The 25,691-nt window shown below is 72.4% G+C and carries 23 protein-coding genes and 1 tRNA gene; 11 read left to right on the top strand and 13 right to left on the bottom strand.

Going from position 1 to position 25,691, the window contains the following annotated elements; genetic code table 11:
* Positions 1-34 precede the first annotated feature (34 nt).
* The 4 genes from ABD269_RS06610 (at position 35) to ABD269_RS06625 (ending at position 4,070) form a co-directional block, all read left to right on the top strand.
* Positions 35-928, top strand: a complete 894-nt coding sequence (locus tag ABD269_RS06610) for an RNA polymerase sigma factor SigF (protein ID WP_425572847.1) — start codon at positions 35-37, stop codon at positions 926-928.
* Between the two features lie 442 nt (positions 929-1,370).
* Positions 1,371-2,489 (top strand): DUF5937 family protein, encoded by a 1,119-nt coding sequence (locus ABD269_RS06615; RefSeq protein WP_344116923.1) that lies wholly within the window; start codon positions 1,371-1,373, stop codon positions 2,487-2,489.
* 89 nt (positions 2,490-2,578) lie between these two features.
* Positions 2,579-3,757 (top strand): helix-turn-helix domain-containing protein, encoded by a 1,179-nt coding sequence (locus ABD269_RS06620; protein WP_344116925.1) that lies wholly within the window; start codon positions 2,579-2,581, stop codon positions 3,755-3,757.
* 79 nt (positions 3,758-3,836) lie between these two features.
* The gene (locus ABD269_RS06625; RefSeq protein ID WP_344116926.1) at positions 3,837-4,070 is read left to right on the top strand and encodes a hypothetical protein; all 234 of its coding nucleotides are present in this window, start codon (positions 3,837-3,839) and stop codon (positions 4,068-4,070) included.
* A gap of 486 nt (positions 4,071-4,556) precedes the next feature.
* Here the strand turns inward: ABD269_RS06625 and ABD269_RS06630 are convergent, their stop codons facing one another.
* The gene (locus ABD269_RS06630; protein WP_344116927.1) at positions 4,557-5,708 is read right to left on the bottom strand and encodes a serine hydrolase domain-containing protein; all 1,152 of its coding nucleotides are present in this window, start codon (positions 5,706-5,708) and stop codon (positions 4,557-4,559) included.
* A 159-nt stretch (positions 5,709-5,867) separates the two neighbouring features.
* Positions 5,868-6,248, bottom strand: coding sequence for a MerR family transcriptional regulator (locus ABD269_RS06635; protein ID WP_344116928.1), 381 nt, complete (start codon positions 6,246-6,248; stop codon positions 5,868-5,870).
* 59 nt (positions 6,249-6,307) lie between these two features.
* On the opposite strand from ABD269_RS06635, the gene ABD269_RS06640 reads away from it, so the two are divergent.
* Entirely contained in the window at positions 6,308-7,282 is a 975-nt protein-coding gene (locus tag ABD269_RS06640) for an aldo/keto reductase (protein ID WP_344116929.1), read from the top strand.
* Here ABD269_RS06640 and hutI read toward each other — a convergent pair.
* From hutI to hutU, 4 genes are all read right to left on the bottom strand, one after another.
* Positions 7,222-8,391 carry an imidazolonepropionase gene (gene hutI, locus ABD269_RS06645; protein ID WP_344116930.1) on the bottom strand — a complete coding sequence of 390 codons (1,170 nt, stop codon included), beginning with the start codon at positions 8,389-8,391 and terminating at the stop codon, positions 7,222-7,224. The genes ABD269_RS06640 and hutI overlap by 61 nt on opposite strands.
* An 80-nt stretch (positions 8,392-8,471) precedes the next feature.
* Complete coding sequence (locus ABD269_RS06650; protein WP_301894453.1) at positions 8,472-9,878, bottom strand: formimidoylglutamate deiminase; 1,407 nt, start codon at positions 9,876-9,878, stop codon at positions 8,472-8,474.
* Positions 9,875-11,077, bottom strand: coding sequence for an allantoate amidohydrolase (locus tag ABD269_RS06655; RefSeq protein WP_344117259.1), 1,203 nt, complete (start codon positions 11,075-11,077; stop codon positions 9,875-9,877). The genes ABD269_RS06650 and ABD269_RS06655 overlap by 4 nt, the downstream gene beginning before the upstream one ends.
* Positions 11,078-11,166: 89 nt before the next feature.
* Positions 11,167-12,831, bottom strand: coding sequence for a urocanate hydratase (gene hutU / locus ABD269_RS06660; RefSeq protein WP_344116931.1), 1,665 nt, complete (start codon positions 12,829-12,831; stop codon positions 11,167-11,169).
* A 195-nt stretch (positions 12,832-13,026) separates the two neighbouring features.
* Here hutU and ABD269_RS06665 point away from each other — a divergent pair, with 195 nt between their 5' ends.
* Entirely contained in the window at positions 13,027-14,331 is a 1,305-nt protein-coding gene (locus ABD269_RS06665; protein ID WP_344116932.1) for a type III PLP-dependent enzyme domain-containing protein, read from the top strand.
* On the opposite strand, the gene ABD269_RS06670 is transcribed toward ABD269_RS06665, so the two are convergent.
* From ABD269_RS06670 to ABD269_RS06680, 3 genes are all read right to left on the bottom strand, one after another.
* Positions 14,315-14,929 carry a hypothetical protein gene (locus ABD269_RS06670; RefSeq protein WP_344116933.1) on the bottom strand — a complete coding sequence of 205 codons (615 nt, stop codon included), beginning with the start codon at positions 14,927-14,929 and terminating at the stop codon, positions 14,315-14,317. The genes ABD269_RS06665 and ABD269_RS06670 overlap by 17 nt on opposite strands.
* 243 nt (positions 14,930-15,172) lie before the next feature.
* A complete protein-coding gene (locus ABD269_RS06675; RefSeq protein WP_344116934.1) occupies positions 15,173-16,024 on the bottom strand; it encodes a MurR/RpiR family transcriptional regulator in 852 nt (283 codons plus the stop codon).
* 145 nt (positions 16,025-16,169) lie between these two features.
* Complete coding sequence (locus ABD269_RS06680) at positions 16,170-17,534, bottom strand: acyl-CoA synthetase (RefSeq protein ID WP_301886982.1); 1,365 nt, start codon at positions 17,532-17,534, stop codon at positions 16,170-16,172.
* A gap of 112 nt (positions 17,535-17,646) precedes the next feature.
* On the opposite strand from ABD269_RS06680, the gene ABD269_RS06685 reads away from it, so the two are divergent.
* Positions 17,647-18,084 carry a hypothetical protein gene (locus ABD269_RS06685; protein WP_344116935.1) on the top strand — a complete coding sequence of 146 codons (438 nt, stop codon included), beginning with the start codon at positions 17,647-17,649 and terminating at the stop codon, positions 18,082-18,084.
* Positions 18,085-18,395: 311 nt separating this feature from the next.
* Here ABD269_RS06685 and ABD269_RS06690 read toward each other — a convergent pair whose 3' ends face one another.
* Positions 18,396-19,796 (bottom strand): cystathionine beta-synthase, encoded by a 1,401-nt coding sequence (locus ABD269_RS06690; RefSeq protein WP_301886980.1) that lies wholly within the window; start codon positions 19,794-19,796, stop codon positions 18,396-18,398.
* A 256-nt stretch (positions 19,797-20,052) separates the two neighbouring features.
* Here ABD269_RS06690 and ABD269_RS06695 point away from each other — a divergent pair, with 256 nt between their 5' ends.
* From ABD269_RS06695 to ABD269_RS06705, 3 genes are all read left to right on the top strand, one after another.
* On the top strand, positions 20,053-21,072 hold the full coding sequence (locus tag ABD269_RS06695) for an SGNH/GDSL hydrolase family protein (protein ID WP_344116937.1): 1,020 nt from the start codon (positions 20,053-20,055) through the stop codon (positions 21,070-21,072).
* Positions 21,073-21,280: 208 nt separating this feature from the next.
* On the top strand, positions 21,281-22,528 hold the full coding sequence (locus tag ABD269_RS06700; protein ID WP_344116938.1) for an acetyl-CoA C-acetyltransferase: 1,248 nt from the start codon (positions 21,281-21,283) through the stop codon (positions 22,526-22,528).
* Between the two features lie 329 nt (positions 22,529-22,857).
* On the top strand, positions 22,858-23,685 hold the full coding sequence (locus tag ABD269_RS06705; RefSeq protein ID WP_344116939.1) for a hypothetical protein: 828 nt from the start codon (positions 22,858-22,860) through the stop codon (positions 23,683-23,685).
* A gap of 13 nt (positions 23,686-23,698) precedes the next feature.
* On the opposite strand, the gene ABD269_RS06710 is transcribed toward ABD269_RS06705, so the two are convergent.
* Positions 23,699-24,037, bottom strand: a complete 339-nt coding sequence (locus ABD269_RS06710) for a hypothetical protein (protein ID WP_301886976.1) — start codon at positions 24,035-24,037, stop codon at positions 23,699-23,701.
* Between the two features lie 98 nt (positions 24,038-24,135).
* Between ABD269_RS06710 and ABD269_RS06715 the strand changes: the two genes are divergently transcribed.
* Positions 24,136-24,366: a DUF4287 domain-containing protein gene (locus ABD269_RS06715; RefSeq protein ID WP_116212146.1), complete on the top strand. Its 231-nt coding sequence runs from the start codon at positions 24,136-24,138 to the stop codon at positions 24,364-24,366.
* Between the two features lie 136 nt (positions 24,367-24,502).
* Here the strand turns inward: ABD269_RS06715 and ABD269_RS06720 are convergent, their stop codons facing one another.
* Positions 24,503-25,348: a Bax inhibitor-1/YccA family protein gene (locus ABD269_RS06720; protein ID WP_301886975.1), complete on the bottom strand. Its 846-nt coding sequence runs from the start codon at positions 25,346-25,348 to the stop codon at positions 24,503-24,505.
* A gap of 167 nt (positions 25,349-25,515) precedes the next feature.
* A tRNA-Leu gene (locus ABD269_RS06725) sits at positions 25,516-25,598 on the bottom strand.
* Positions 25,599-25,691 lie beyond the last annotated feature (93 nt).

Below are 25,691 nucleotides of genomic sequence, written 5' to 3' on the forward strand. Positions count from 1 at the left end.
CGGCGGCCATATGCCGAGAATGATGGAGGACACCATGTCACCCCGGCTCGACGCATCGCGCACCGGAACCCTTCGGGAGACCGCGTCGTCGACAACCCCGCCCGAACAGATCGAGCCCGAGAATTCCGGGCTCCCCGTGATCCCGCCGTACGACGAGGTGGGGCCGGACGACGCGCGGGCCCTGTCCAAGACCCTTTTCGCCCGCCTCGCGGAGCTGGAAGAGGGCACCCACGAATACTCCTACGTCCGCAACACGCTGGTCGAACTCAACCTGGCCCTGGTGAAGTTCGCCGCCTCGCGGTTCCGCACCCGCAGCGAGCCGATGGAGGACATCGTCCAGGTCGGCACGATCGGCCTGATCAAGGCGATCGACCGCTTCGAGCTCAGCAGGGGCGTCGAGTTCCCCACCTTCGCGATGCCGACGATCATCGGCGAGATCAAGCGGTTCTTCCGCGACACGAGCTGGTCCGTGCGCGTACCCAGGCGGCTCCAGGAGCTCCGCCTCGAACTCGCCAGGACCCGCGACGAGATGGCGCAGCAGCTCGACCGCGCCCCCACGGTCGGTGAGCTCGCCGAGCGGCTCGGCATCGCCGAGGAAGACGTCATCGAGGGCATGGCCGCGAGCAACGCGTACACCGCGAGCTCGCTCGACGCCCAGCCCGCCGAGGACGACGACGCCGAGGGCGCGCTCTCGGCCCGCATCGGCTACGAGGACCACGGCCTCGAAGGCATCGAGTACGTGGAGTCCCTCAAGCCGCTGATCGCCGAACTCCGGCCCCGGGACCGGAAGATCCTCTCCCTGCGCTTCGTCGCGAACATGACGCAGTCGGAGATAGGCGAGGAGCTGGGCATCTCCCAGATGCACGTCTCGCGGCTGCTGTCGCGCACGCTGGTGCGGCTGCGTCGGGGGCTGATGATCGAGGAATGATCCGGACGTTCGCGATCCGGTCGTTCCCGACGGGTCAATTGCAACGGGTCATTTGCGATGGCAGACGAACTGTCGGCTGCCGTCGTCACCGGTCTGGATCACGGCACTCGCACACCCCTCGGGGCAACGTGGCGGCGCGGCATGCGCGCTGCGGCGGCGCTCCGGGGGGTGATCGCAGGTCGAGCAGTACCAGACGGGCGCGTACGGGTAGGTGACGTCCCACCACATCGGACTGCCGCAGCGCCTGCACCTGACCAGGGGCGGCCTGCTCTGATTGACGTTCACCCGGGCATGGTCCCGCGCCGCGGCCCGCGCACGGCCGCGCCGGACGAGGGCCTCACCCGTACGAGGGCCTCACCGTGCCCGAAGACAAGCGGGCCCCGATTCGCAACGGCCGTCAATCCATCGCACCCGCATACAGCGGAAAGTGCAAGATGGCGCCATGAGCGTGAGCATAGACATCACCCGCCTGCCGCCCGAGCGCATCGTCTTCGAAGCGTCGCCGCTGGCCGAGCTGTGCCTCGCGCTGCACGTCCTGTCCGAGCCCGGCCACCACCCGGGGCTCGCCGGCTGGGCCACGGCCACGACCTCCACGCTCCGGCAGGACCTCGCCGAGCGGCTGCGCGAGGCGGACTTCCTGTGGCGGCACACGTTCTCCGACCTCTTCATGCCCTTCGCCGGGCTGCGCGGCGGCGACGGCAGGACGGGGCGGACGCTCGCCGAGGAACTGGACCAGCTGGACCGGCTGGACGACGAACAGTTCGTCACCACGGCCCTGGAGTTCGCCTGCCTCTCCTCGTACAGCACGGGAGGCCCCTCACCGGTCTCCGACCCGGCCACCCGCGCCAGGGCACTGGAGCTGGCCGCCGCCCGCGGCCCCCGGCAGCTGGACTTCGCCGGGCGGCTCCTGAAGGACCCCGCCGCCGTCCGCGCCTGGGTGCGCCGCCTGCTGGAGGACTGCGACGACGCCTTCTTCGCCGACATCTGGCGGGAGGCCGAGCCCACGCTGGCCGCCGACGCCCGGCACAAGACGGAACTCCTGCGCCGCAAGGGGCTCGACGAGGCGCTGGCCGCGGTCTCCCCCGCGATCTCCCTGGAGGACGGCGGCACGCTCATCCGGATCGACAAGCTGGCCGAGGGGCACACCACGGCGGTGGACCCCGCCATGAGGGCGGGCCTGACGTTCGTACCGTCGCGCTTCGGCTGGCCGCACCTGATGGTCCTGCACCGGCCCGGCTGGCGCCCGGTCGTCCACTACCCGGTCGGCTCCCCCGATCTGCCCCCGCCCGCCTCGGTCGAACTCCTCCAGCTGCGCCTGGAGGCGCTGGCCCACCCCGTACGCATCAGACTGTGCCGCAGCACGGCCCGCGCCCCGCACACCACGGGGGAGCTGGCCGGGGTCCTCGGCATCAGCGCGCCCGAGGTCTCGCGCCATCTGGCCGTGCTGAAGAAGGCGGGCCTGATCACGACACGGCGGCGCGGCCGGTACGTCAACTACCAGCTGGACGTCATGGCCGTGGCCCGCCTCAGCGGCGAATTCCTGGAGGGCATCCTCCGCTGATCCTCCGGGTGCGGTGACTGCCCCGTCGGCCCCTGGGGAGCCCACGATGGCCCCATGGGCGGGCGGGTAACCGGGCGTACTCTCGGCTCATGAGTGCCACTATCGGACGGCGACTTCACGACGTACGCAAGCGTCGGGGGCTGAGCCAGCGGGAGCTTGCCACCGCGTCCGGCGTATCGCTCTCGCTGATCCGTAAGCTCGAACAGGGTGAGCGGAACGACACCCGCCTGGAGACAGCCAGGCGGCTCGCTGTCGCGCTCGGAGTACCGACGACCCAGCTGCTCGCGGAGCCGGACGACCGTGAGGGCGACTTTCCGCCCCCGGACCAGTGGGCGCCTGTTCGGCGTGCTCTCACGCCGGACGCCCTGTCACCGGAGCCTGACGAGCCGCCCACCGTGTCCGGTGTCCTCGGTGTCCTCGATTCCGCGCTGCCGCTCTTCTCCAGTGACAGGTATGCCGAGTTGGGCCCGATACTGCCCGCGCTGATCCGCGACGCCGACAGGCTGGCCGCGTCCGGTGCCGACGGGAGGGCCGTACGCGCGCGTGTCATGCAGCTGACTGGATGGCTGCTGACCCAGACGCGGCAGTTCGCGGCGGCGCATGACGCGCTCGGCCGCTCTCTGGACTGCGCACCGGACCGTCTCCACGGCGCGGCCACCGTCAGTACGCAGTGCTGGCTGCTTCTGCGGCAAGGGCGGCTCGCCGAGGCACAAGAGCTCGCCGCCCGGTGGGCGGATGAAGTGGAACCCCGCATGTCCCGGGCCACGCCGGCGGAACTGAGTGCGTGGGGCTGGCTTCTGCTGCGCCTCTCCGCCGCCTGCGTCAGGGACAACAGGTCCGACGAAGCCGAGCACGCACTGCGTCTCGCGCATTCCGCGGCGGTGGCGATGGGGCGGGAGTTCGCCCCGGACAAGGACTTCCTCCGCGCGTTCGGGCCCGTGACCGTGACGCTGAAGCGTGCGGAGAACGCGATGATCGCCGACCGGCCGGACGTGGTGCTCCAGCTCGCGGAGCGCGTACCCGCGGGAGGGTTACGGCCCACGTCGAACAACCACAACCGCCACCTCCTCGACGTCGCGGAGGCGCACGTGCGCTCGCGCCAGTACGCGGAGGCTGTCGACGTCCTGCAGACGATCCGGCGCGCAGCACCCCAGTGGCTCCCCAACCAGCGCTACGCGCGCGACATCCTCGGCCGGGTGATCGACCGGAGGAGGACGCTCACCCCTGAGATGAGAACACTCGCCGACGCAATCGGGGTGCCCATGTGACGCTGCGTGGCACTACCCGGCGGCACCCTGCGAGAGTGCCATTGCCCGGCGAAAGGCCAGGTCCCTAGCGTCATGTGCCATGGCGACGAACGAACAGGCGGCAACGCCCGAAGTCGGGATGATGGCATGGGACATGCAACGCGACCGCATCGGCGTGGTCATGGCGACCACGCCGACCCGAGTCTTCCTCCGCCCCCGACGTGGGGGCCGCGAATGGGAGACCGATCGGGAGAACGTCCGGGGGGTCACCCGGAAGGACACGCTCCGCGCAGACGTGGCCGCAGCCAACGCCCGCAGCAGGGGGCGCGCGTGACGACCACCACGCCACGGCCCGCCCGATGGTGCATCGCGTGTTCGAAGATCCTGCTGGCGCGTGCCAGAGAGGTCCGGGAGGGGCCGCTTCGACGCTGTCGAGACCCTGAGCCGGGAACTCGGACAGCATCGGCGCACAGCACACTCCTGACGGCCCGCCGCATACCGGCCCGCGTACGCAGAAAGGAGGAGACGAGGACGAAGCATCCCTGCGTAGCGGTGTCTCGGAGGATCATCGGCGGCATGAGCGAAGAGTGCTGTCCCGGCCCGCATCACTTCTGCAAGGGGTGTCGGGGAAGCGGGTACTACCAAGCGCTCACGCTCTATGTGAGTCAGTCGTGCCAGGCCGGGGAGATGTCCGCGGCCCACACGTGCACGGCGTGCAAGGGGCGCGGGTTCTTCTGCAGGCGGTTCCCTCCGTGCGAGGACGAGCACGAGGACGACACCCCGGCGATCGGCCCGGATGTCGTCCCGCCCGTGTGACGGGCTACTTCGTGCACAGCGCTGTGGACAACACCTTCAGGGCCGCGGTGTCGGCCTGCGGGGTCTTGGTCATGTCCTTCGAGAGGGCGAGGGTGATCTGGCGCTCGCCGTCGGCCGAGGTGAAGCTGAAGGTGTTGTAGCCGGGGACGCTGCCGGTGTGGCCCCGGACCGGCTTCTCGCCGGGGCAGAAGCCGGAGTTGCTCTCCAGGCCCAGGCCGTATTTGCGGCTCTCGCCGCGGTCCGTGTCGTGCAGGGTGTTCATCTCGCGCCACAGGTGCGAGGGGAGCAGCTTGCCGCCGGCGAGCGCGCGGTAGAAGCGGTTGAGGTCGGCGGTGGTGGAGACGATGTTGCCGGGGCCCCAGAAGACCGTGGGGCTGAAGTCGGCGAAGTCGGTGGGGGCGCTCTCGCCGGGGAACTGCTCGTAGCCGTGCAGGTGGGGGCCGGACAGCCGCTCGGAGGTGGGGACGGACGTGCCGGTGAGGTGGAGTGGGCGCACGATGCGCCGGGTGATCGCCTTGTCGAGGGTGGTGCCCGTGAGCTTCTCGACGAGCATGCCGAGGACGACGTAATTGGTGTTGGAATACGCCCACTTGCCCGCCTCGCCGGGCTCGAACGTGCGCGGCTCCTTGAGCGCCATGTCCACGAGCTCGCGGGGCGTGAGGCGGGAGTGCTGGACGGTGTGCACCGGATCCTTCTCCCGCAGGAGGACGTCGGTGTAGTTGGCGAGTCCGCTGGTGTGATCGAGCAGCTGCCGTACGGTGACGGGCGCGCCCTTCGCCGTGTCCGGGACCAGACCGGGGAGGTGGCGCCCGATGGGGTCGTCCAGCCCGGCCCTGCCCTCGGCGACGAGCTGGAGGACGACCGTGGCCACGAAGCTCTTGGTCACGCTCCCGGCCCGGAACCGGTCCCCCGGCTGCGCCTTCCGCCCGTCCGCGAGGTCGGCGACACCACTGCCGCTGCGCCAGACGCCGCCGCCGTCACGCACCTCGACGACCGCGCCGGGGACGCCCTCGGCTATCACTCCGTCCAGCGCGCGCTGGAGGGCGGCCCGGTCCGCGCCGTGAGCGGCGGGCGCGGCGGCGAAGGCCGGCCCGGCGGCGGGGGCGAGGGCCGCTGCGGCGAGCACTACGGAAACGGCGGCGGTTCGGCGGCGCATGATCGGATGCCTCTCGGTGGCGACTGGCTGATGCGTCATCAAGCTATGCCGCACCCCGCCTCGGCGTGATCATGACCAGGAATGACTGCGCGGGGGCGGCCCCTTAGAGGTCACCCTGAACGCGGCTCGGGGGTCGACCCCGGGGCGCTGCGCGCCGACTCACGCCGCCACCCGCCCGATCCCGCCCAGCAGGTCCGCCAAGGACGCCCGCGTCGTGCGGAGTTCGGCGATGCGCTGGTCCAGACCCTCCAAGTGGTCGCGCAGGTGGATGGCGACGCAGGGGTCGAAGTCGGCGGCGGACGCGCCGCTGATGCACGGGAGGATGCCGCGGATGGTGCGCGTGGGGAGGCCGGCCGCGAGGAGGACGCGGATGCGGCGGACCGTCTCCGGGGCATCCGGATCGTAGCGGCGGTGGCCGCTGGGGAGGCGGTGGGAGGCGAGCAGGCCCTGCTCCTCGTAGTAGCGCAGGAGGCGGGGGCCGACTCCGGTCTCCCGGGCCAGGTCGCCGATCTTCATGTGGTCCACCTCGGCTGTCTGCATGTGGCCTCCCTCACAAGGGGTTGAACCTCACACGGATGTGAGCTTTTAGCGTGCTGATCATGACGAACGCCGCGCACACCGCGCCCCATTCCCCCGTCCACTCCTTCGGCGGCGACCTGCCCGTACGCCGCATCGCCTACGGCGCGATGCGCCTGGCCGAGACCCCGGAGGAGGCGCTGACGGATCCGCTCAGGGCGACCATCTGGCGGGCACCGGCCGACCGGGAGGGCGCGATCGCCCTGCTGCGGCAGGCCGTCGAGCTCGGGGTCGAGCTGATCGACACGGCGGACGCCTACTCGCTCGGGCAGAGCGAGGAGCTCATCGCCGAGGCCCTGCACCCCTACGCCGGAAAGGTGACGGTCGCCACCAAGGCGGGTGTCGTGCGGCCGGGTCCCTACGAGTGGGTGACGCACGGCCACCCCGCCTACCTGCGCCAGCAGGCGGAGTTGAGCCTGCGGCGGCTGCGCGTGGAGCGGCTGGACCTGCTCCAGCTGCACCGCATCGACCCCGAGTACCCGCTCGCCGACCAGCTCGGGGCGCTGAGGCAGTTGCAGGACGAGGGCAAGGTGCGGCACATCGGCCTCTCCGAGGTGACCGTGGACGAGCTGCGCGCGGCGCGGGAGATCGTGCCCGTCGTGTCGGTGCAGAACGTCTACAACCTCGCGGAGCGCGGCCACGACGACGTCGTGGACTACACCGCGGAGCACGGCATCGCCTTCATGCCGTACTTCCCGGTGGCGATGGGCGCGCACGCCGGACCCGACGGCCCGGTCGCGGCGGTGGCGCGGGAGCTGGGCGCGACCCCGGCGCAGACCGCGCTCGCCTGGCTGCTGCGGCGGTCGCCGACGATGGTGCCGATCCCGGGGACGCGGTCGATCGGCCACCTGGCGGAGAACATGGGCGCGCTGGACATCCAGTTGTCCGACGAGCAGTACGACCGTCTCGACCGGCTGTCCGGAACGACGGACGCCGGTCAGACTTCGCGTACGCCCGAGCGCCAGACCGCCGAGACCAGGGGGACCCCGGGGCGGTAGGCGAGGTGGACGTGCGAGGGGGCTTCGAGGAGGGTGAGGTCGGCCCGGGTCCCGGGGGCGATGCGGCCGATGTCCGTACGGCGCAGGGCCGCCGCGCCGCCCGCCGTCGCCGACCAGACGGCCTCGTCGGGGGTCATGCCCATATCGCGCACGGCCAGGGCGATGCAGAAGGGCACCGAACTCGTATAGGACGAGCCGGGGTTGCAGTCCGTGGACAGGGCGACGGTGGCGCCCGCGTCGAGCAGGCGGCGCGCGTCGGGCCACGGGGCGCGCGTGGAGAACTCCGCGCCGGGCAGCAGCGTGGCCACGGTGTTCCCGTTCGCGAGGGCGTCGACGTCCGCCTCGGTGAGGTGGGTGCAGTGGTCGGCGGAGGCCGCGTCCAGCTCGACGGCCAGCTGGACGCCGGGGCCGTACGAGAGCTGGTTGGCGTGGACGCGGGGGATCAGTCCGCGGGCGGCTCCGGCGGTGAGGATCGTACGGGCCTGGTCGCCGTCGAAGGCGCCCTTCTCGCAGAACACGTCGACCCAACGGGCGTGCGGGGCGCAGGCGTCGAGCATCGGGCCGGTGACGAGGTCGACGTACGCGGCGGGGTCGTCGGCGTAGTCGGGGGAGACGATGTGGGCGCCGAGGTAGGTGACCTCGTCGGTGTGGGCAGCGGCGATCCGCAGGGCGCGGGCCTCGTCCTCGACGGTGAGGCCGTAGCCGGACTTGGTCTCCAGGGTGGTGGTGCCCTGGCGCAGCGCCTCGCGCAGATGACGGACGAGGTTGGCCTCCAGCTCCTCGTCGCTCGCGGCGCGGGTGGCGGCCACCGTGGTGCGGATGCCGCCCGCGCTGTAGCTCTGCCCGGACATGCGGGCGTTGAACTCCGCGGTGCGGTCGCCCGCGAAGACCAGGTGGGAGTGCGAGTCGACGAAGCCGGGAAGCACGGCCCGCCCGCCGGCGTCGACGCGATTGTCAGTGGCGGGTGCTTTGCTGGAAGCACCGACCCAGGCGACACGGTCGCCGTCGATGACGACGGCCGCGTCCTGGACCGGGCCGAGGGGGCCTGCACCGAGGGAGGGGTCGTTGGTGACGAGACTGCTGATGTTGGTGATCACCGTGGTCGCCATGGCGGCGCGGCACTCCTTCGGGTTCTGCCGGGTTCGGTCGGTGGGAGGCGCCGGGCGGGGCGCCCGTGCGGCCCGGGGTGTCAGTCGTGGAGGGCCGCGATGGACTCGGCCAGCGCGCCCGCCACGTCCGGCACGAGCTGGTGGGCTCCCTCGCGTACGACGTGGCGGCCGCCGACCACCGTGTCCCGCACATCCGCGTTGGTCGCCGCGAATACGGCCGTCTCGGCGGCCAGCCGTGGCGGCGGGCCCGCGGTGCGCACCGAGTCCAGGGCGATAGTGGTGAGGTCGGCGAGCGCGCCCTGCTCGATGCGGCCCGCGTCGTCCCAGCCGAGGGCCGCGTGGCCGTCGGCGGTGGCGGCGCGCAGCAGCTGAGCCGCCGTCCAGTGGCCGCGGGTGTGGGAGTGCAGCCGCTCGTCCAGCTCCATCGCGCGCGCCTCTTCGAGGATGTCGATGACGGCGTGGCTGTCGCTGCCCAGCGAGAGGGGGGAGCCCGCGCTCTGGAGCTTGTGGGCGGGGCCGATGCCGTCGGCCAGGTCCCGCTCCGTGGTGGGGCACATGCAGATGCCGGTGTGCGAGTGACCGAGGAGGCGGATGTCGCCCGGGGTGAGGTGGGTGGCGTGGACGGCCGTGGTGCGCGGCCCCAGCACGCCGTGGTCGGACAGCAGCGCGGTCGGGGTGAAGCCGTGGGCCTCGACGCAGGCGTCGTTCTCGACGGTCTGCTCGGAGAGGTGGACGTGCAGCGGGGCGTCGCGCTCCTGCGCCCAGGCGGCGACGGTGCCCAGCTGGTCGACGGGCACGGCGCGCACGGAGTGGACGGCCGCGCCGATGCGGGTGTTGCCGTCGCCCTTGAGCTCGGCGGCGCGCTCGGCCCACGCCTCGGCGGTGCCGTCGCTGAAGCGGAGCTGGTGCTGATTGGGCTCCGCGCCGAAGCCGGAGGAGAGGTAGCAGGTGTCGAGGAGGGTGATGCGGATGCCCGCTTCCGCGGCGGCCGCGATCAGGGCCTCGCCCATGGCGTTGGGGTTGCCGTAGTGCCCGCCGCCGGGGGCGTGGTGGAGGTAGTGGAACTCCCCCACGGCGGTGATGCCGGCGAGGGCCATCTCGGCGTAGGTCGCCCGGGCGAGCGCGAAATAGGACTCGGGGGTGAGGCGGTCGGCGACGCCGTACATGACCTCGCGCCAGGTCCAGAAGTTGCCGGGCGCCCGCTCTGCGGCCTCCGCCGCGGCCCGCCCGCCGTGCGGCCGCGCGGGCGCGGCCGTGGCGTGGCCCGCCTGGACGACGCCGCGCAGGGCGCGGTGGAAGGCGTGGGAGTGGGCGTTCGCGAGCCCGGGGAGCGTGAGTCCGCGCAGCGTCACCGCGCCGGGCGGCGGGGCCGTGACGCCCCGGCGCACGGCGGAGATCCGGCCGTCGTCGCCTGTCTCCACGACCACGCCGGGTTCGACCCCGGTGTCGAGGAGGGCGTGCTCCGCCCAGTAGGTCTGCCTCGTCAGCGACACGCCAGGCCCTCCAGTACGTCGGCGAGTGCGGTCACCCCGGCCAGGCAGTCGTCCTCGGCCGCCGTTTCGGCGGGTGAGTGGGAGACACCCGTGGGGTTGCGTACGAACAGCATGGCGGTCGGGATGGCTCCGGAGAGGATTCCGGCGTCGTGTCCCGCGCCCGTGCCGAGGACGGGGAGGTCCGCGCGGCCCGCCTTGCCCAGGATCCGGCCGAGCTCGTCGCGCAGGGCGTGCTCGAATTCGACGACGGGGGTGAAGGACTCGCGGGTGACCGCCACATCGATGCCGTCGCGCTCGCCGCGCTCCAGGGCCGCCTTCTCGATCTCGGCGACGACCAGGTCGAGCGTGTCCTGGTCGGCGGCGCGGGAGTCGAGCCAGCCGCGGACGAGGGAGGGGATGGCGTTGACGCCGTTCGGCTCGACGCTGACCTTGCCGAAGGTGGCGAGGGCACCGGCGAGGCGGGCCTTCTTCCGGGCGGCAAGGACGGTGTTGGCGTAGGTGAGCATCGGGTCGCGGCGGTCCTCGATGCGGGTGGTGCCCGCGTGGTTGGCCTCGCCGTGGAAGTCGAACCGCCAGCGGCCGTGCGGCCAGATGGCGGAGGCGATGCCGACGGGGTGCTCCGTGCCGGCGAGGGCCCGGCCCTGTTCGACGTGCAGCTCGATGAACGCGCCGATGCGGGAGAGCCGCTCGGGGTCGGCGCCGATGGCCTCCGGGTCGTGTCCGGCGCGCTCCATGGCCTGCGGCAGGGACACCCCGTCCGCGTCGCGCAGCGCGTGGGCCGCCTCGACGGTGAGCTGCCCGGCGGTCAGGCGCGAGCCCACGCAGGCGAGGCCGAAGCGGGCGCCTTCCTCGTCACCGAAGTTGACGATGGCGAGGGGGCGGGTCGGCCGCGCGCCGCGGGCGCGGAGCCTGTCGAGCGCGGCGAAGGACGACACGACGCCGAGGGGGCCGTCGAAGGCGCCTCCGTCGGGGACGGAGTCCAGGTGGGAGCCGGTGACGACGGCGCCGCCCGCGGTGGGGTCGCCGAGCCAGGCCCATTGGTTGCCGTTGCGGTCCGTCTCGTAGGCGAGGCCCCGGGACTCCGCCTGTGCCTGGAACCAGGCGCGGCAGTCGGTGTCGGCTGCGGTCCAGGCGTAGCGGCGGTAGCCGTTGGTCTCGGGGTTCCGCCCGAGGGGGCGCAGGTCCTGCCACATCTCGTGGAACGAGGGTACGTGGGCAGGTGCGCCCCGGTGGTCGGGTTCGTGCCCGGGGTCCGGGGCGGAGCCCCGGTTTCGGGGGGCCGTCACGCCGTGTCACCCTCGCGCATCGGGACGCGGACGCCGCGGTCCTCCGCCACCGACTCCGCGATGTCGTAGCCCGCGTCGACGTGGCGGATGACGCCCATGCCCGGGTCGTTGGTGAGGACGCGGCGGATCTTCTCGCCCGCCAGCGGCGTGCCGTCGGCGACCGTCACCTGGCCCGCGTGGATGGAGCGGCCCATGCCGACGCCGCCGCCGTGGTGGAGGGAGACCCAGGACGCGCCGGAGGCCACGTTGACCATGGCGTTCAGCAGCGGCCAGTCGGCGATCGCGTCGGAGCCGTCCAGCATGGCCTCGGTCTCGCGGTACGGGGAGGCCACCGAGCCGCAGTCGAGGTGGTCGCGGCCGATGACGATCGGCGCGGACAGCTCGCCCGAGGCCACCATGTCGTTGAAGCGCTCGCCCGCGCGGTCCCGCTCGCCGTAGCCGAGCCAGCAGATGCGGGCGGGGAGGCCCTGGAAGTGGACGCGCTCCTGGGCCATCTTGATCCAGCGCGCGAGCGACTCGTTCTCCGGGAAGAGGTCGAGGATGGCCTTGTCGGTGGCGTGGATGTCCTTGGGGTCGCCGGACAGCGCCGCCCACCGGAAGGGGCCCTTGCCCTCGCAGAACAGGGGGCGGATGTAGGCGGGCACGAAGCCGGGGAACGCGAAGGCCCGGTCGTAGCCCGCGAGCTGCGCCTCGCCGCGGATGGAGTTGCCGTAGTCGAAGACCTCGGCCCCGGCGTCCATGAAGCCGACCATGGCCTCCACGTGACGGGCCATCGACTCCCGGGCGCGCTGGGTGAAGTCGGCGGGCTTCTCGGCCGCGTACGAGGCCATCTCGTCGAAGTCGACGCCGACCGGCAGATAGGCGAGCGGGTCGTGGGCGGAGGTCTGGTCCGTGACGATGTCGATGGGCGCGCCCATGGCGAGCAGCTGCGGCACGAGCTCCGCCGCGTTGCCGAGGACGCCGATCGACAGCGGACGGCGGGCGTCGCGCGCCTCGACCGCCAGCTGGAGGGCGTGGTCGAGGGAGTCGGCCTTGACGTCGAGGTAGCGGTGCTCGATGCGGCGCTCGATGGCGCGCGGGTCGCAGTCGATACAGAGGGCGACGCCGTCGTTCATGGTGACGGCGAGCGGCTGGGCGCCGCCCATGCCGCCGAGCCCGGCGGTCAGGGTGATCGTCCCGGCGAGCGTGCCGCCGAACTTCTTGGCGGCGACGGCGGCGAAGGTCTCGTACGTGCCCTGGAGGATGCCCTGCGTGCCGATGTAGATCCACGAACCGGCCGTCATCTGGCCGTACATGGTGAGGCCGAGGGCCTCCAGGCGCCGGAACTCCTCCCAGTTGGCCCAGTCGCCGACGAGGTTGGAGTTGGCGATGAGGACGCGCGGGGCCCACTCGTGGGTCTGCATCACACCGACCGGGCGGCCGGACTGGACGAGCATCGTCTCGTCCTGCTTCAGCGTCTGCAGCGTGCGGACCATGGCGTCGAAGGAGCGCCAGTCGCGGGCGGCCTTGCCGGTGCCGCCGTAGACGACGAGCTTGTCCGGGTGCTCGGCGACCTCGGGGTCGAGGTTGTTCTGGAGCATGCGCAGGGCGGCTTCCTGCTGCCACCCCAGGGTGCTCAGCTGCGTGCCTCGCGGTGCTCGGACGGGTCGCGGTCCGGACATGGGCCCTGCCTCCCTGGCGCTGCTCCGGTGGGAACCGGCGGTCTGAAGAGATCCATTGAATAGAACACTTCACATCTTGTGGCAGTGAATACCACCAGTCAACAGGTCGGCCCGCCGGAAATGGAAGTGGGCCCTGCCGGGTATTCGCCGCGCGACTTCGGGGCAATCAGTACGGAGCCACCGAAAGGGAGCCCCATGACCACCAGAGACCAGGCCGTCCGCGAAGCCGTCGCGCAGGGCGTCGTCGGCCCCCGCAACCACCTCGCCGGCCTCCTGGACGCGGCGCACATCCGCCGCACCGCCGCCGCCCTCCACACCGCCTTCCCCGGCCCCGGCACCCTCCACACCTTCGCCGTCAAAGCCGCGCCACTGATCCCCGTGCTCCACCTGCTCGCCGGAGCGGGCATCGGCTGCGAGGTCGCCAGCCCCGGCGAGCTGGCCCTGGCCCGCAGGGCCGGTGTCCCGCCGGACCGCATCGTCCTGGACTCCCCCGCCAAGACCACGGACGAACTGCGCGAGGCGCTGGCGCACGGCATCGCGGTCAACGCGGACAACAGACAGGAGCTCGCCCGCCTGGACCGGCTCACCGGGGAAGCCCCCACGACCTCCCCCATCGGGATCCGGGTCAACCCGCAGATCGGCACCGGCAGCATCGCGGCCCTGAGCACGGCCACGGAGACCTCGAAGTTCGGGGTGGCCCTGCGGGACGAGGGGGCGCGGGAGTGGCTGGTGGGGGCGTTCACGGAGCGGCCGTGGCTGACCCGGCTGCACGCGCACGTCGGTTCGCAGGGCTGCCCGCCGCCGCTGATGGCGGAGGGCGTACGGGCCGTGTACGAACTGGCCGAGGAGATCAACCGGACGGTGGGCCGACAGCAGGTGCGGACCCTGGACATCGGCGGCGGCCTCCCGGTGAACTTCGCGTCGGACGAGGTCACGCCCACGTTCGAGGAGTACGCGCGGCTCCTGGCGGCCACGGTGCCGGGCCTGTTCGACGGCCGCTACGGCGTGGTGACCGAATTCGGCCGGTCGCTGCTGGCGAAGAGCGGCATGGTGCTGGCTAGGGTGGAGTACACCAAGTCGGCGGGCGGCCGCCTGATCGCGGTGACACACGCGGGCGCGCAGGTGGCCACGCGTACGGTCTTCGCGCCGGAGTCCTGGCCACTGCGGGTTCTCGCGTACGACGCGCAGGGGCGGCCCAAACGAGGTGAGCCGGTGCCGCAGACCGTCGCGGGACCGTGCTGCTTCGCGGGCGACCTGATCGCCGTGGACCGCCCGCTGCCGCCGCTGGAGCCGGGCGACCATGTGGCGCTGCTGGACACCGGCGCGTACTACTTCTCGAACCACTTCGCGTACAACTCACTGCCCCGCCCGGGGGTTTACGGCTACGCGTCGACAGAAGGTCACACGCGATTCGTCACCGTGCGCGCCCCGCAGAGCCTGGACGAGCTGGTCGCCGAGAGCGGCGCCGACCACGCCACCGAACTCAGCGCGCTGCGCTGACCGCCGCGTCGCCGCCCGCGGCACGGCCCGGCCCGCGGCCCCGGCGGCGGGCGCCGCCGGGCAGCGCGTCACCCGCGGCGAGCCCGGTGGCGAGATAGCCGCTCACGGGCTTGGCGACGGGGCTGCCCTGCGCCCACTCCGTACGCACCCAGAGCAGCGACTCGCTGTTCCGCTCCAGCCCGCCGAACCAGAGCGCCTTCGCCCACAGGCCCGCGCCCGCACCGGCGAGTGCCAGACCGGCCGCGGCGGGCACGGCGAAGGACGAACCGACGGCGGCGAGGAAGGCGATCAGCAGCCACCAGCGGCGCGCGCGCCGCCAGTTGCGCACGGTCACCCGGCGGTCCTGGAGGAAGACCGACCTACCCGCGCGGGAGGCGCCGCGCGCGAGCTCCCGGTAGCGGCCGCGCCGGGCCAGGAAGACCGCACCGGCCACGATCAGGAAGAGGGCCGCTCCGGCGAGCAGCCCGATCCGGCGCCCGGTGAGCCCGGGGATCAGCGCCCCGACGGCCGCGCTCAGCAGCCCCGGCCACCACAGCCAGGCGGCGGGTGCTCTGACGATCACTGCTACTCGTGCCAGTGCGTATGAGCCGCGCCCCATCGTCGTTTCCTCCCTTTCGCCGGGTTCCAGGTCTCGTCACGCTAGCGAATGTTTCTGAGCGCGGGCTGAGAATCGGCGGTTTTGTTCCCCAGCCCCGCCCCTCCCCGCAACCGGGGCTCCGCCCCGGACCCCGGAGGGTCTGGGGGCTTGCCCCCGGTTTCGGGAAGGGGCGGGGAGGGCCGGGCAGTCCGCGGGCGAGATGCCGCGTAACTGATCAGGCGTCAATGGACCGTACGGAAGCCCTCATTCGACGAACAGCCCCCGCGCCGCCGCCTTCGCGTCGAACTCTTCCAGCCGCGCCTGCGCGTCCGGCAGCGCGTCGCACATGGACTCCAGGAGCACCCGCCCCAGGAGCATCGGCGCGCACGCGGTGTCGAAGGCGAGGCCCGTGCCGACGGCGGCGGGGAGTAGGAGGTCGCTGTGGCGGGCGACGGGGGCGAAGGTGGAGTCCGCGACGGTGACGACCGCCAGCCCCTCGCCCCGCGCGTACTCCAGCGCCTCGACGACCTCGCGCGGGTGGCGGGGCAGCGCGAAGCACAGCAGGGTGCTCGCCCCGGCGCGCACGGCCGCGTCGATGCGGTCGGCGAGCAGCGTGCCGCCCTCGTCCAGGAGCCGCACGTCGGGGTGGACCTTGCGCGCGAAGTAGGCGAACCCGGCGGCCTGCGCGGTGGCGGCGCGCAGCCCGAGCACGGGCAGCGGGCGGGACCGGGCGAGCAGCTGTCCGGCGCGGGCGACGGGCCCGGGGTCGGCGAGCAGCGAGGAGAGGTGGCGGAGGTTGTCGATCTCGGCCTGGACGGCCTGCTGGTACTCGTTGTACGAGCTGTCGCCGGTCGGTGCGGCGGCGGGGACGACGTCGCGCAGGTGGCGGCGGAGCGCGGGATAGCCGTCGAAGCCGAGGGCGACGGCGAAGCGGGTCACGGACGGCTGGCTGACGCCGGCGAGCTCGGCGAGCTCGACGCTGGAGAGGAAGGGCGCGTCGGCGGAGCGCCGCACCATGCAGTGGGCAATGCGCCGCTGGGTGGGGGTCAGCCGGTGGCCCTCGAAGAGCTTCTGCAGCCGTGCGGTGGCTTCGGGTTCGCCTCCGTTGTCGCTCATCGGGCCCTCCATCGGTCGTCGGCGGTGCGCGGTCCCGGACCACATCGGCCATTCACCGATCCCGGGCTCTGCATGGAATTATGCAGGGCCCGGGACGGGCGCGCGTCTCGCACGGGCGGACTCACACAGCGATCACATGGGCGGATCACATAGGAGGAAGCAGCTTCTTCTGCGGCTTGCCCATCGCGTTGCGCGGCAACGCCTCCAGGAAGCGGACGCGCCGCGGCCGCTTGTGCACGGACAGGTGTCCCGCCACGAAGTCGATCAGCGTCCGCTCGCTCACCCCTTCGGCCACGACATAGGCGACGATCTCCTGGCCGAGGTCGTCGTGCGGGACGCCCACGACGGCGGCCTCGCTCACGGCCGGGTGGTCGAGCAGCGCGTTCTCGACCTCGCCCGCGCCGATGCGGTAGCCGCCGGACTTGATGAGGTCGGTGGAGGCGCGGCCCACGATGCGGTGCATGCCGTCCGGCTCGACGGTGGCGATGTCGCCCGTGCGGAACCAGCCGTCGGCCGTGTGCGCCGCCGCGGTCGCCTCCGGGCGGCCCAGGTAGCCGGTGAAGAGCGTCGGCCCGCACAGCTCCAGCTCGCCGATGCCGTTCTCGGTCTCCGCGAGCCGCGTCCGCACGCCCGGCAGCGGCAGGCCCACCGAGCCCGGGCGGCGCTCGCCGTCGGCGCGGGTCGAGAGGGTGATGAGGGTCTCGGTCATGCCGTAGCGCTCGACGGGCCGCTGCCCGGTGAGCTTCTCCAGGTCGCGGAAGACGGGCGCGGGCAGCGCGGCGCTGCCCGACACCAGCAGCCGCGCCGTGCCCAGCGCGCGGGCGGCGGCCGGGTCGCGGACGACGCGGGACCACACGGTCGGCACGCCGAAGTAGAGGCTGCCGCCCGCCGCCGCGTACGCCTCGGGGGTCGGGCGGCCGGTGTGCACCAGACGGCTGCCGGTGCGCAGCGCGCCCAGCACGCCGAGGACGAGGCCGTGCACGTGGAAGAGCGGCAGGCCGTGCACGAGGGTGTCATCGGCGCTCCACTGCCAGGCCTCGGCCAGCCCGTCCAGGCCCGCGGCGACGGCCGCGCGCGGGATCTCGACGCCCTTGGGGGACCCGGTGGTGCCGGAGGTGTAGAGGATCAGGGCGGTGGCCGCGGGGTCCGCCTCGGGGCCGGTCCAGTCGGCCCGCTCCCGTATGTCGACGGGAACGTCTCCCCCGGGGCCCAGCACCAGCGCGGCGCCGGAGTCCCGCAGGATGTGGTCGCGTTCGGCGGGCCCGGCGTCAGGCGGCAGGGGCACCACGGGCACACCGGCGAGCAGGCCGCCCACGACGGCCGCCACGGTCTCCAGCGTCGCCTCCGCCTGCACGGCCACACAGGGCGCGCCGGCGACGCGGGCGGCCACCGCGCGGGCGGCGCCCAGCAGTTCCTCGCGCGAGCAGGGGCGCCCCGCGACGGTGAGGGCGTCGGCGGAGTCGGCCCCGGCGGTCAGGGACGCAAGCAGGGGTACGGTCGGTCCGTGCACGTACTGCTCCTTCCACGGGGGCGGTCCGGGGGAGGCCCGGGGACATCCCCCACTGCGGATACGGGTGCTGGCCCCAGCGACGCGGGGCCGCTCCGACCGTATCGTCATAGCCATGACGGCCCATGACCCTGACCTCAGGACCGAACTGCGCAAGGAACTCGACACGACGCTCCAGACCCGCAAGGAGCTGGGCCCGGAGTACGAGCAGGAGCTGGTCGACAGCTTCCTGGAGAAGGTCGACGCCAAGCTCGGCGACGCGATCGACCGGCGCGTGCGCAGGCACCTCGCGGAACAGCAGATGAGCGTCGCCCGCGGCGTCCGCACCGGGGCGGGCGACCCGGGCATCGGCAGCTTCGGCGAGCGCTTCGGCTTCGCCGCGATCTCGCTGGTGCTGGCGATCCCGCTGTCCGCCATCGCCGTGCTCAACGCGCACCTGCCGGGCCTGCTGGTGTGCTGGGCGGGCATCGTGGGCATCAACGCCCTGAACGTGTCGGGGGCGTTCCCCTGGCCGGGCCGGCAGAAGCGGGACCAGGACTCCGACTGGAAGTGAGAAGCGCGGGAACCGCCGCACCCCGGCCGAGGCCGGGGTCGGGACGACGGCGGTCCCCGCGAGGACACGGGCCCCGGCCTGGGCCGGTCCTCCGTATCCGGACGGCTGTGGAGTCCGGGAGCCGCTCCGGAGGTCCTGCCGCCGCATTCGGGGCGCCGACCGGGAGCGTTCTCCCTGCCGACACCCCTCAATATGCCGGACCGTTGTTAAGTCCGTGCTGCGGGCGCGTGACGCATACGTACCCTTTACGGATCGCCTGCGCCTCTTGCCGTTCACCTGACGGCGGCGGCCCACGCGGCGGCGGTGCGGGCCTACTTGGCCGCGGCGGCGCTCGCGTCCTCGGCGAGGAAGGCGAGCAGGTCCTGACGGCTCACCACGCCCTTGGGCTTGCCCTCGACCAGCACGACCGCCGCGTCCGCGGTGCCGAGCACGGCCATCAGGTCCGCGACCGGCTCGCCGGAACCGACCTGCGGCAGCGGGGCGCACATGTGCTTCTCCAGCGGGTCGGAGAGCGAGGCGCGCTTGGTGAACAGCGCGTCCAGCAGCTCCCGTTCGACGACCGAGCCGACGACCTCGGCGGCCATCACGTCGGGGTGGCCCGCGCCCGGCTTGACGATGGGCATCTGCGAGACGCCGTACTCGCGGAGCACCTCGATGGCCTCGCCGACGGTCTCCTCGGGGTGCATGTGCACCAGCGACGGGAGCTCGCCGTCCTTGCGCTTGAGCACGTCGGCGACGCGGGCGGTGGCGCCGCCCTCGTCCAGGAAGCCGTAGTTGGCCATCCACTCGTCGTTGAAGATCTTGCTGAGGTAACCGCGGCCGCTGTCGGGCAGCAGCACGACCACGACATCGTCCGGGCCGAGCCGCTCGGCGACGCGCAGCGCGGAGACGACGGCCATCCCGCAGGAGCCGCCGACCAGCAGGCCCTCCTCCTTGGCGAGGCGGCGCGTCATCTGGAAGGCGTCCTTGTCGGAAACCGGAACGATCTCGTCCGCGACGGACTGGTCGTAGGCGGTCGGCCAGAAGTCCTCGCCGACGCCCTCGATCAGATACGGACGGCCCGAACCGCCGCTGTAGACCGAGCCCTCCGGGTCGGAGCCGATGACCTTGACCTTGCCGCCGCTGGCGTCCTTCAGATAGCGGCCGGTGCCGCTGATGGTGCCGCCGGTGCCGACGCCCGTGACGAAGTGGGTGATCTTCCCCTCCGTCTGCTCCCAGATCTCCGGACCGGTGGTCTCGTAGTGGGACAGCGGGTTGTTGGGGTTGCTGTACTGGTCGGGCTTCCAGGCGTTGGGCGTCTCACGGACGAGACGGTCCGAGACGTTGTAGTACGAGTCGGGGTGCTCGGGGTCGACGGCGGTCGGGCAGACCACGACCTCCGCACCGTAGGCACGCAGCACATTGATCTTGTCCATGGACACCTTGTCCGGGCAGACGAAGATGCACTTGTAGCCCTTCTGCTGGGCCACGATCGCAAGACCCACGCCCGTGTTGCCGGAGGTCGGCTCCACGATCGTCCCGCCCGGCTTGAGCTCCCCGGACTTCTCCGCGGCTTCGATCATCCGCACGGCGATGCGGTCCTTCACCGAACCACCGGGGTTGAGGTACTCGACCTTGGCAAGGACAGTGGCCTGAATGCCTTCGGTCACGCTGTTGAGCTTCACCAGCGGGGTATTGCCAATGAGCTCAATCATCGAATCGTGATACTGCACGGTGATCTCCGCGGTCGGGGGCACTAGCGGTCGGTCGCGTGCCCATATCTCCAGCCTATGCGGGTGCGGTGGCCGCTGGGCGGGTACGGGGTGGATCTTCGTTGCCGGGTGCTGTCCTCAAACGCCGGACGGGCTGAAATCAGCCCGTCCGGCGTTTGAGGACAGCGCGCGAAGCGTGCTTCGGGGTCCGGGGCGGAGCCCCGGTTACGGGAAGGGGCGGGGCGGGGAAAGAACCAGCACAGGAGGTGACGGGACCATGTCGAGGGCCAGCGCGGCACGGCGGATCGCGGCGGCCGCCGCGTACGGCGGCGGCGGAATCGGGCTGCTGGGCGCCACCGCGTTCGGGATCCTGCTCACGGAGGCGCGCCTGGCCCGGCGGATCGTCGGCGGGCGGCACGAGCCGCCGCCGCACGCGGACGGCCGCTACGGCTCCGCCTTCGTCCACCGGCTGGGCCGGGAGCCGCTGCTGCTGGGCGTCCTCGGCGACTCCACGGCCGCGGGCCAGGGCGTGCACCGGCCCCGCCAGACGCCCGGGGCGCTGCTGGCCTCGGGGCTCGCGGCAGTCGCCGAACGGCCGGTGCAGCTGCGCAACGTGGCGCTGTCCGGCGCCCAGTCGCACGACCTGGACCGCCAGGTGACCCTGCTGGTCGAGGAGGGCGAGCGCGCCCCCGACGTATGCGTGATCATGATCGGCGCCAATGACGTCACCCACGGGATGCCCGCGGCCCGCTCCGTACGCCTGCTGTCCGACGCCGTCCGCAGGCTGCGCGAGGCCGGCTGCGAGGTCGTGGTGGGCACCTGCCCGGACCTGGGCACGATCGAGCCGGTCTACCAGCCGCTGCGGTGGGTGGCCCGGCGGCAGAGCCGGCAGCTGGCGGCGGCGCAGACCATAGGGGTGCTGGAGGCCGGGGGCCGTACGGTCTCGCTGGGCGCCCTGCTGGGGCCCGAGTTCGAGCAGAACCCCCGGGAGCTGTTCGGTCCGGACAACTACCACCCCTCCGCCGAGGGCTATGCGACGGCGGCCATGGCCGTCCTCCCCACGCTCTGCGCGGCGCTCGGCCTGTGGCCGGAGGACGAGGAACGGCCGGACGCGGCGCGCCGCGAGGGCATCCTGCCGGTGGCCCGTGCGGCGGCGGAGGCGGCCGCGGAAGGTGGTACGGAGGTGACGGCGGCGCGTGGGCGCTGGGCACTGCTGAAGCACCGCAAGCGGCGTCGCCTGCCGTCTCACACGGAGGCGACCCCGCACCACGTCTGGTCCCGCGCGACGCGCGGCTAGCTCCCTGGGGCTCCGCCCCAGACCCCGCAGGGCGCTCCCGCCGCAGGCGGCAACGGACCCGCGCCCAGAGCCACACGCCCAAACCGCACCCAGCGGAAAGCGTACGCTTAGAAAAGAGGTCCGCATCACAGTGACGTGCTCGTGACCACGGACCTACGCGCGGGTAACTTCCATGAGAGTCCAGCCTTCTCACGCCCCTGGAGCCGTGATGCCCGAAGCCGTGATCGTCTCAACCGCCCGTTCCCCGATCGGTCGCGCCTTCAAGGGCTCGCTGAAGGACATGCGGGCCGACGACCTGACCGCGACGATCATCGGGGCCGCCCTCGCCAAGGTCCCCGAGCTCGACCCGCGCGACATCGACGACCTGATGCTCGGCTGCGGCCTGCCCGGTGGCGAGCAGGGCCACAACCTGGGCCGGATCGTGGCCGTGCAGATGGGCATGGACCACCTGCCCGGCTGCACGATCACCCGCTACTGCTCCTCGTCGCTGCAGACCTCGCGGATGGCGCTGCACGCCATCAAGGCCGGCGAGGGCGACGTCTTCATCTCGGCGGGCGTCGAGACGGTCTCCCGGAGCGTCAACGGCTCCTCCGACGGCATGCCGGGCAGCCACAACCCCTTCTTCGCCGAGGCCGAGGCCCGCACGGCGGCCCGCGCCGAGCAGGGGGGAATGGGGGCACCCCCAGCGGTAGCTGGGGGAGAGTGGCACGACCCGCGCGAGGACGGCCTGGTTCCGGACGCGTACATCGCGATGGGCCAGACCGCGGAGAACCTGGCCCGCCTGAAGGGGATCACCCGCCAGGAGATGGACGAGTTCGGCGTCCGCTCGCAGAACCTCGCCGAGGAAGCCATCAAGAAGGGCTTCTGGGAGCGCGAGATCACCCCGGTCACCACCCCCGACGGCACGGTCGTATCCAAGGACGACGGCCCGCGCGCGGGCGTGACCATGGAGGGCGTCCAGGGCCTGAAGCCGTCCTTCCGCCCCGACGGCCTGATCACCCCGGGCAACTGCTGCCCGCTGAACGACGGCGCCGCCGCCCTGGTGATCATGTCCGACACCAAGGCGCGCGAGCTGGGCCTCACCCCCCTCGCCCGGATCGTCTCCACCGGCGTCTCCGCCCTCTCCCCCGAGATCATGGGCTTCGGCCCGGTCGCGGCGAGCGAGCAGGCGCTGCGGCGGGCCGGGCTCGGCATCGGCGACATCGACCTGATCGAGATCAACGAGGCGTTCGCGGCGCAGGTCATCCCCTCCTACCGCGCGCTGGGCGCCGACCTGGACAAGGTCAACGTCAACGGCGGCGCGATCGCGGTCGGCCACCCCTTCGGCATGACCGGCGCCCGCATCACGGGCACGCTCATCAACTCGCTCCAGTGGCACGACAAGCAGTTCGGCCTGGAGACGATGTGCGTCGGGGGCGGCCAGGGCATGGCGATGGTCATCGAGCGGCTGAGCTGAGCTGCAGCGGAGGGTAGGGGTCGCCCGAGGCACGAGGGCGGCACCTGCCCGCAGCGGAAGCGAAGCGAAGACGCGGCCGAAAAATACGCGCGACTGAGCTGATCACGAACAGTCACGCGGCATTCCGTATGTGAACGTGACCGAATCGCCCCCATGATGTGACCAACGTCGTGAGGGCGATTCGTTTCCCCAGGTCAGGGATGTTGAAGGGACAACGTCCGGGCCTTAAGTCCCGTCCATTTCATGACGTTTTGCACTGTGGCCGTACGGCGCGGGCCGCGAAGCTGAGGTAGGAATCTGGGGGATCCATAGCAACCGGGAGTACGTCAGTGAGCGCCATGAACCTTGCCCTGCTGCTGGCCGCTGCCACGGCGACGGCCGCGGGAGCCGCCGCCCTGCACAGCACCCGCGGCCTCCGCCGGCAGATCAGCGCCCTGCGTGCCGACCTCGCGGCCGCCGCCGGTGCCGACCGGCGCGCCCCCGCCCCGGTGCCCGCCGCGCGCACCGCGCCCGCCGCGGAGCTCTCCGAGATACGGGCGGCCGTCGCCGACGCCCTCGCCGAGGAGCGGGAGCGGGAGCTGGCCGAGGCCCGCGCCTTCTGGGCGGCCCAGGAGAGCCGGGACCTCAGCACCGCCGCCGACGCCCCGTCGCTGCTGGGCGGGCTGCCCGGGTTCGGCGACGACCTGACGGCCCCCGAGGGCCCGTACGGCGGTCCGTATCTGCCCCGGCAGGCCGACTTCGTCGGGCTGGAGCCGCTCGACCCGGCGGCCGAGGCCGAGGCGGCGGAGTCCCCGGAGCTGGCCGCCGCGCGCCGCCGCCACCCCTCGCACCCCGACTTCACCCCCGTGCCGCTCGTGGGCGACCACGAGAGCACCGTCGAGCGGCTCACCGAGCTCGCGGACGCCCGTATTCCGCTCACCGACGTGCGCCCCGGCCCGCTCGGCACCCTCGATGTCTACGTCTTCGCCGACGGCACCACGATCTGCATGACCCCCGGCCACCGCGAGACCGCCGAGCGCCTCGCGGACGCGCTGCGCGCCGGGGACGCACCGGTGCTGCTGGGCGGTTCCGGTGTGTCCGGCGCGTACTCCCTGACGTTCGGCTGCGCGGCGGAGCGGATCTACGTCCTCGCCGACCGCGTCATCGCCTCGCTGTAGCGGGCGGCCCCGGTCACAGCCCGCAGCGCTGCGCCGCGGCCTCGATCAGCGCGGTCGCCTCGGCCGCGCCGACCCCGTCGGGCAGCGGCTTTCCGCCGCGCGCGGTGAGCGCTTCGGCCAAATCGTGACCGGCGACGGCCACTTGGTCGGCGACCGCGAACATGCCCGCTTCCGGCATTTCCCTCGGTTCGGTGACCTCCGGTTCCTCGATCCGCTGGGTCCACGCCGCCAACTCGCGAGCGAGTGCCAGCGCTTCCGCGGCGGCCCCCCTGCTCAGGCGGGACTGCGGCAGGGCACGCAGCCGGTCGGCGAAACCGTCCACGGCGGCCAGAAGAGGCGTCACATCATCCACGACGTGAGCCTATGCGCTGTGGACGGACTGTTGCCAACGTCTGAACACTCAGGCACGGTGACAGGAAGGACCATCATCCGACGCGTCCGGAGGCGCCGATGTCCCACGTCTTCTCCGACGAGACCCACCGGAACCTGCTCTCCCGAATCCCCCACTGCACCGGCCGTGAAGTCGCCGACTGGCTGCGCACGGTCGAAGAAGGCCCCTCCCTCCTCCGCTTCGAGGAGAAGGTCAGCTGGCTGCGCGGAGAGCACGACCTCGCATATGGCCACGCCAAGGCCATAGTCCACGAGTACGACCTCCGGCGGGCGGCACGCAAGCTGCGGTAGCGGACGTACGCACTCCAGGTCACCCCCGACACAGACACGACGGCGCGCAACGGGGCACCCACGGCGAAGGGCCCGGGAGCCACCTGTCAGGTGGCTCCCGGGCCCTTCGTCAGCTGTCGCCGACCGCCCCGTGGGGTCAGTCGTCGCCGTTGAGGATGGAGACCAGGCGCAGCATCTCCAGGTAGATCCACACCAGCGACATGGTGAGGCCGAAGGCGGCCTTCCAGGAGGCGGGGCGGGGGGCGCCGTAGCGCACGCCGTCCTCGATCTCCTTGAAGTCCATCGCCAGATACGCCGCACCGAGCAGCACGCCGATGACGCCGACGCCGATGCCGAGCGCGCCGCTGCGCAGGCCGAGGCCGTCACCGCCGCCGAAGGCGGCGAACAGCAGGTTGACCATCATCAGCAGGAAGAAGCCGATGGCGGCGGCCGTCACCACGCGGTAGAAGCGGTTGTTGACCCGGATCAGACCGGTCTTGTAGGCGATGAGGGTGCCGACGGCGACCGCCATCGTGCCCAGCACCGCCTGCACGGGGGCGCCGTCCGCGTAGTGGTTGTACGCCTTGCTGACGACGCCGAGGAAGACACCCTCGAAGAGGGCGTAGCCGAGGATCAGCGCCGGGGAGGGCGTCGCCTTGAACGTCTGGACGATGGCGAGCACCGCCGCGACGATGGCGGCGCCGAAGCCGAGCATCGGAGGCAGGTCGGTGGCCCAGCCGAAGGCGGCACCGACGATGACCAGGCCCAGCGTCATCGCCGTACGCATGACGACGTCGTCCATCGTCATCCGGCCCGGCTGGGCGGGGGCGCCCTGCCGGAGGTCCGGCCCGCCCTGTGCGTACGGGTTGGTGGGCTGCGCGTAGGGGTTGCCCGCGTACGGGTTGCCCTGGGCCGCGGTCCCGGCCTGCGGCCCGGCGTTGAAGCCCGCGTGGCCGTTGCTGTCGCGCCACCCTCGCGAGAAGACCGGGTTGCTGCTCCTCATCTCACTCCTCCATGGCCACCGTGCGCGGCCTTGCGAACCAGGGTAATGGCTGGGCAAAGGAACGGGCTCGTACCGGGGGACGATCTTTTCTCCCCTGCCTCTGGGGGAGAACGAGAACCGGGGGCAGTCGGTTCCCTACGGAGAGTGGGCGCCATGAAGCAGAAGAGTGCCCGGAGCCGGACTTGAACCGGCACGGCCCGAAGGGCCAGCGAGGTTTAAGCTCGCCGTGTCTGCATTCCACCATCCGGGCAGGGCTCTCGGGCGTGCGAGCGGGTGGGCGCGCGAGCCTGTCTTACAAGGAGAGCAGGACGAGCCTAGCCCGGGAGCGCCCCCCAAACAGCGG

This window comes from Streptomyces blastmyceticus, from assembly GCF_039521185.1.
Lineage (GTDB): Bacteria > Actinomycetota > Actinomycetes > Streptomycetales > Streptomycetaceae > Streptomyces > Streptomyces blastmyceticus.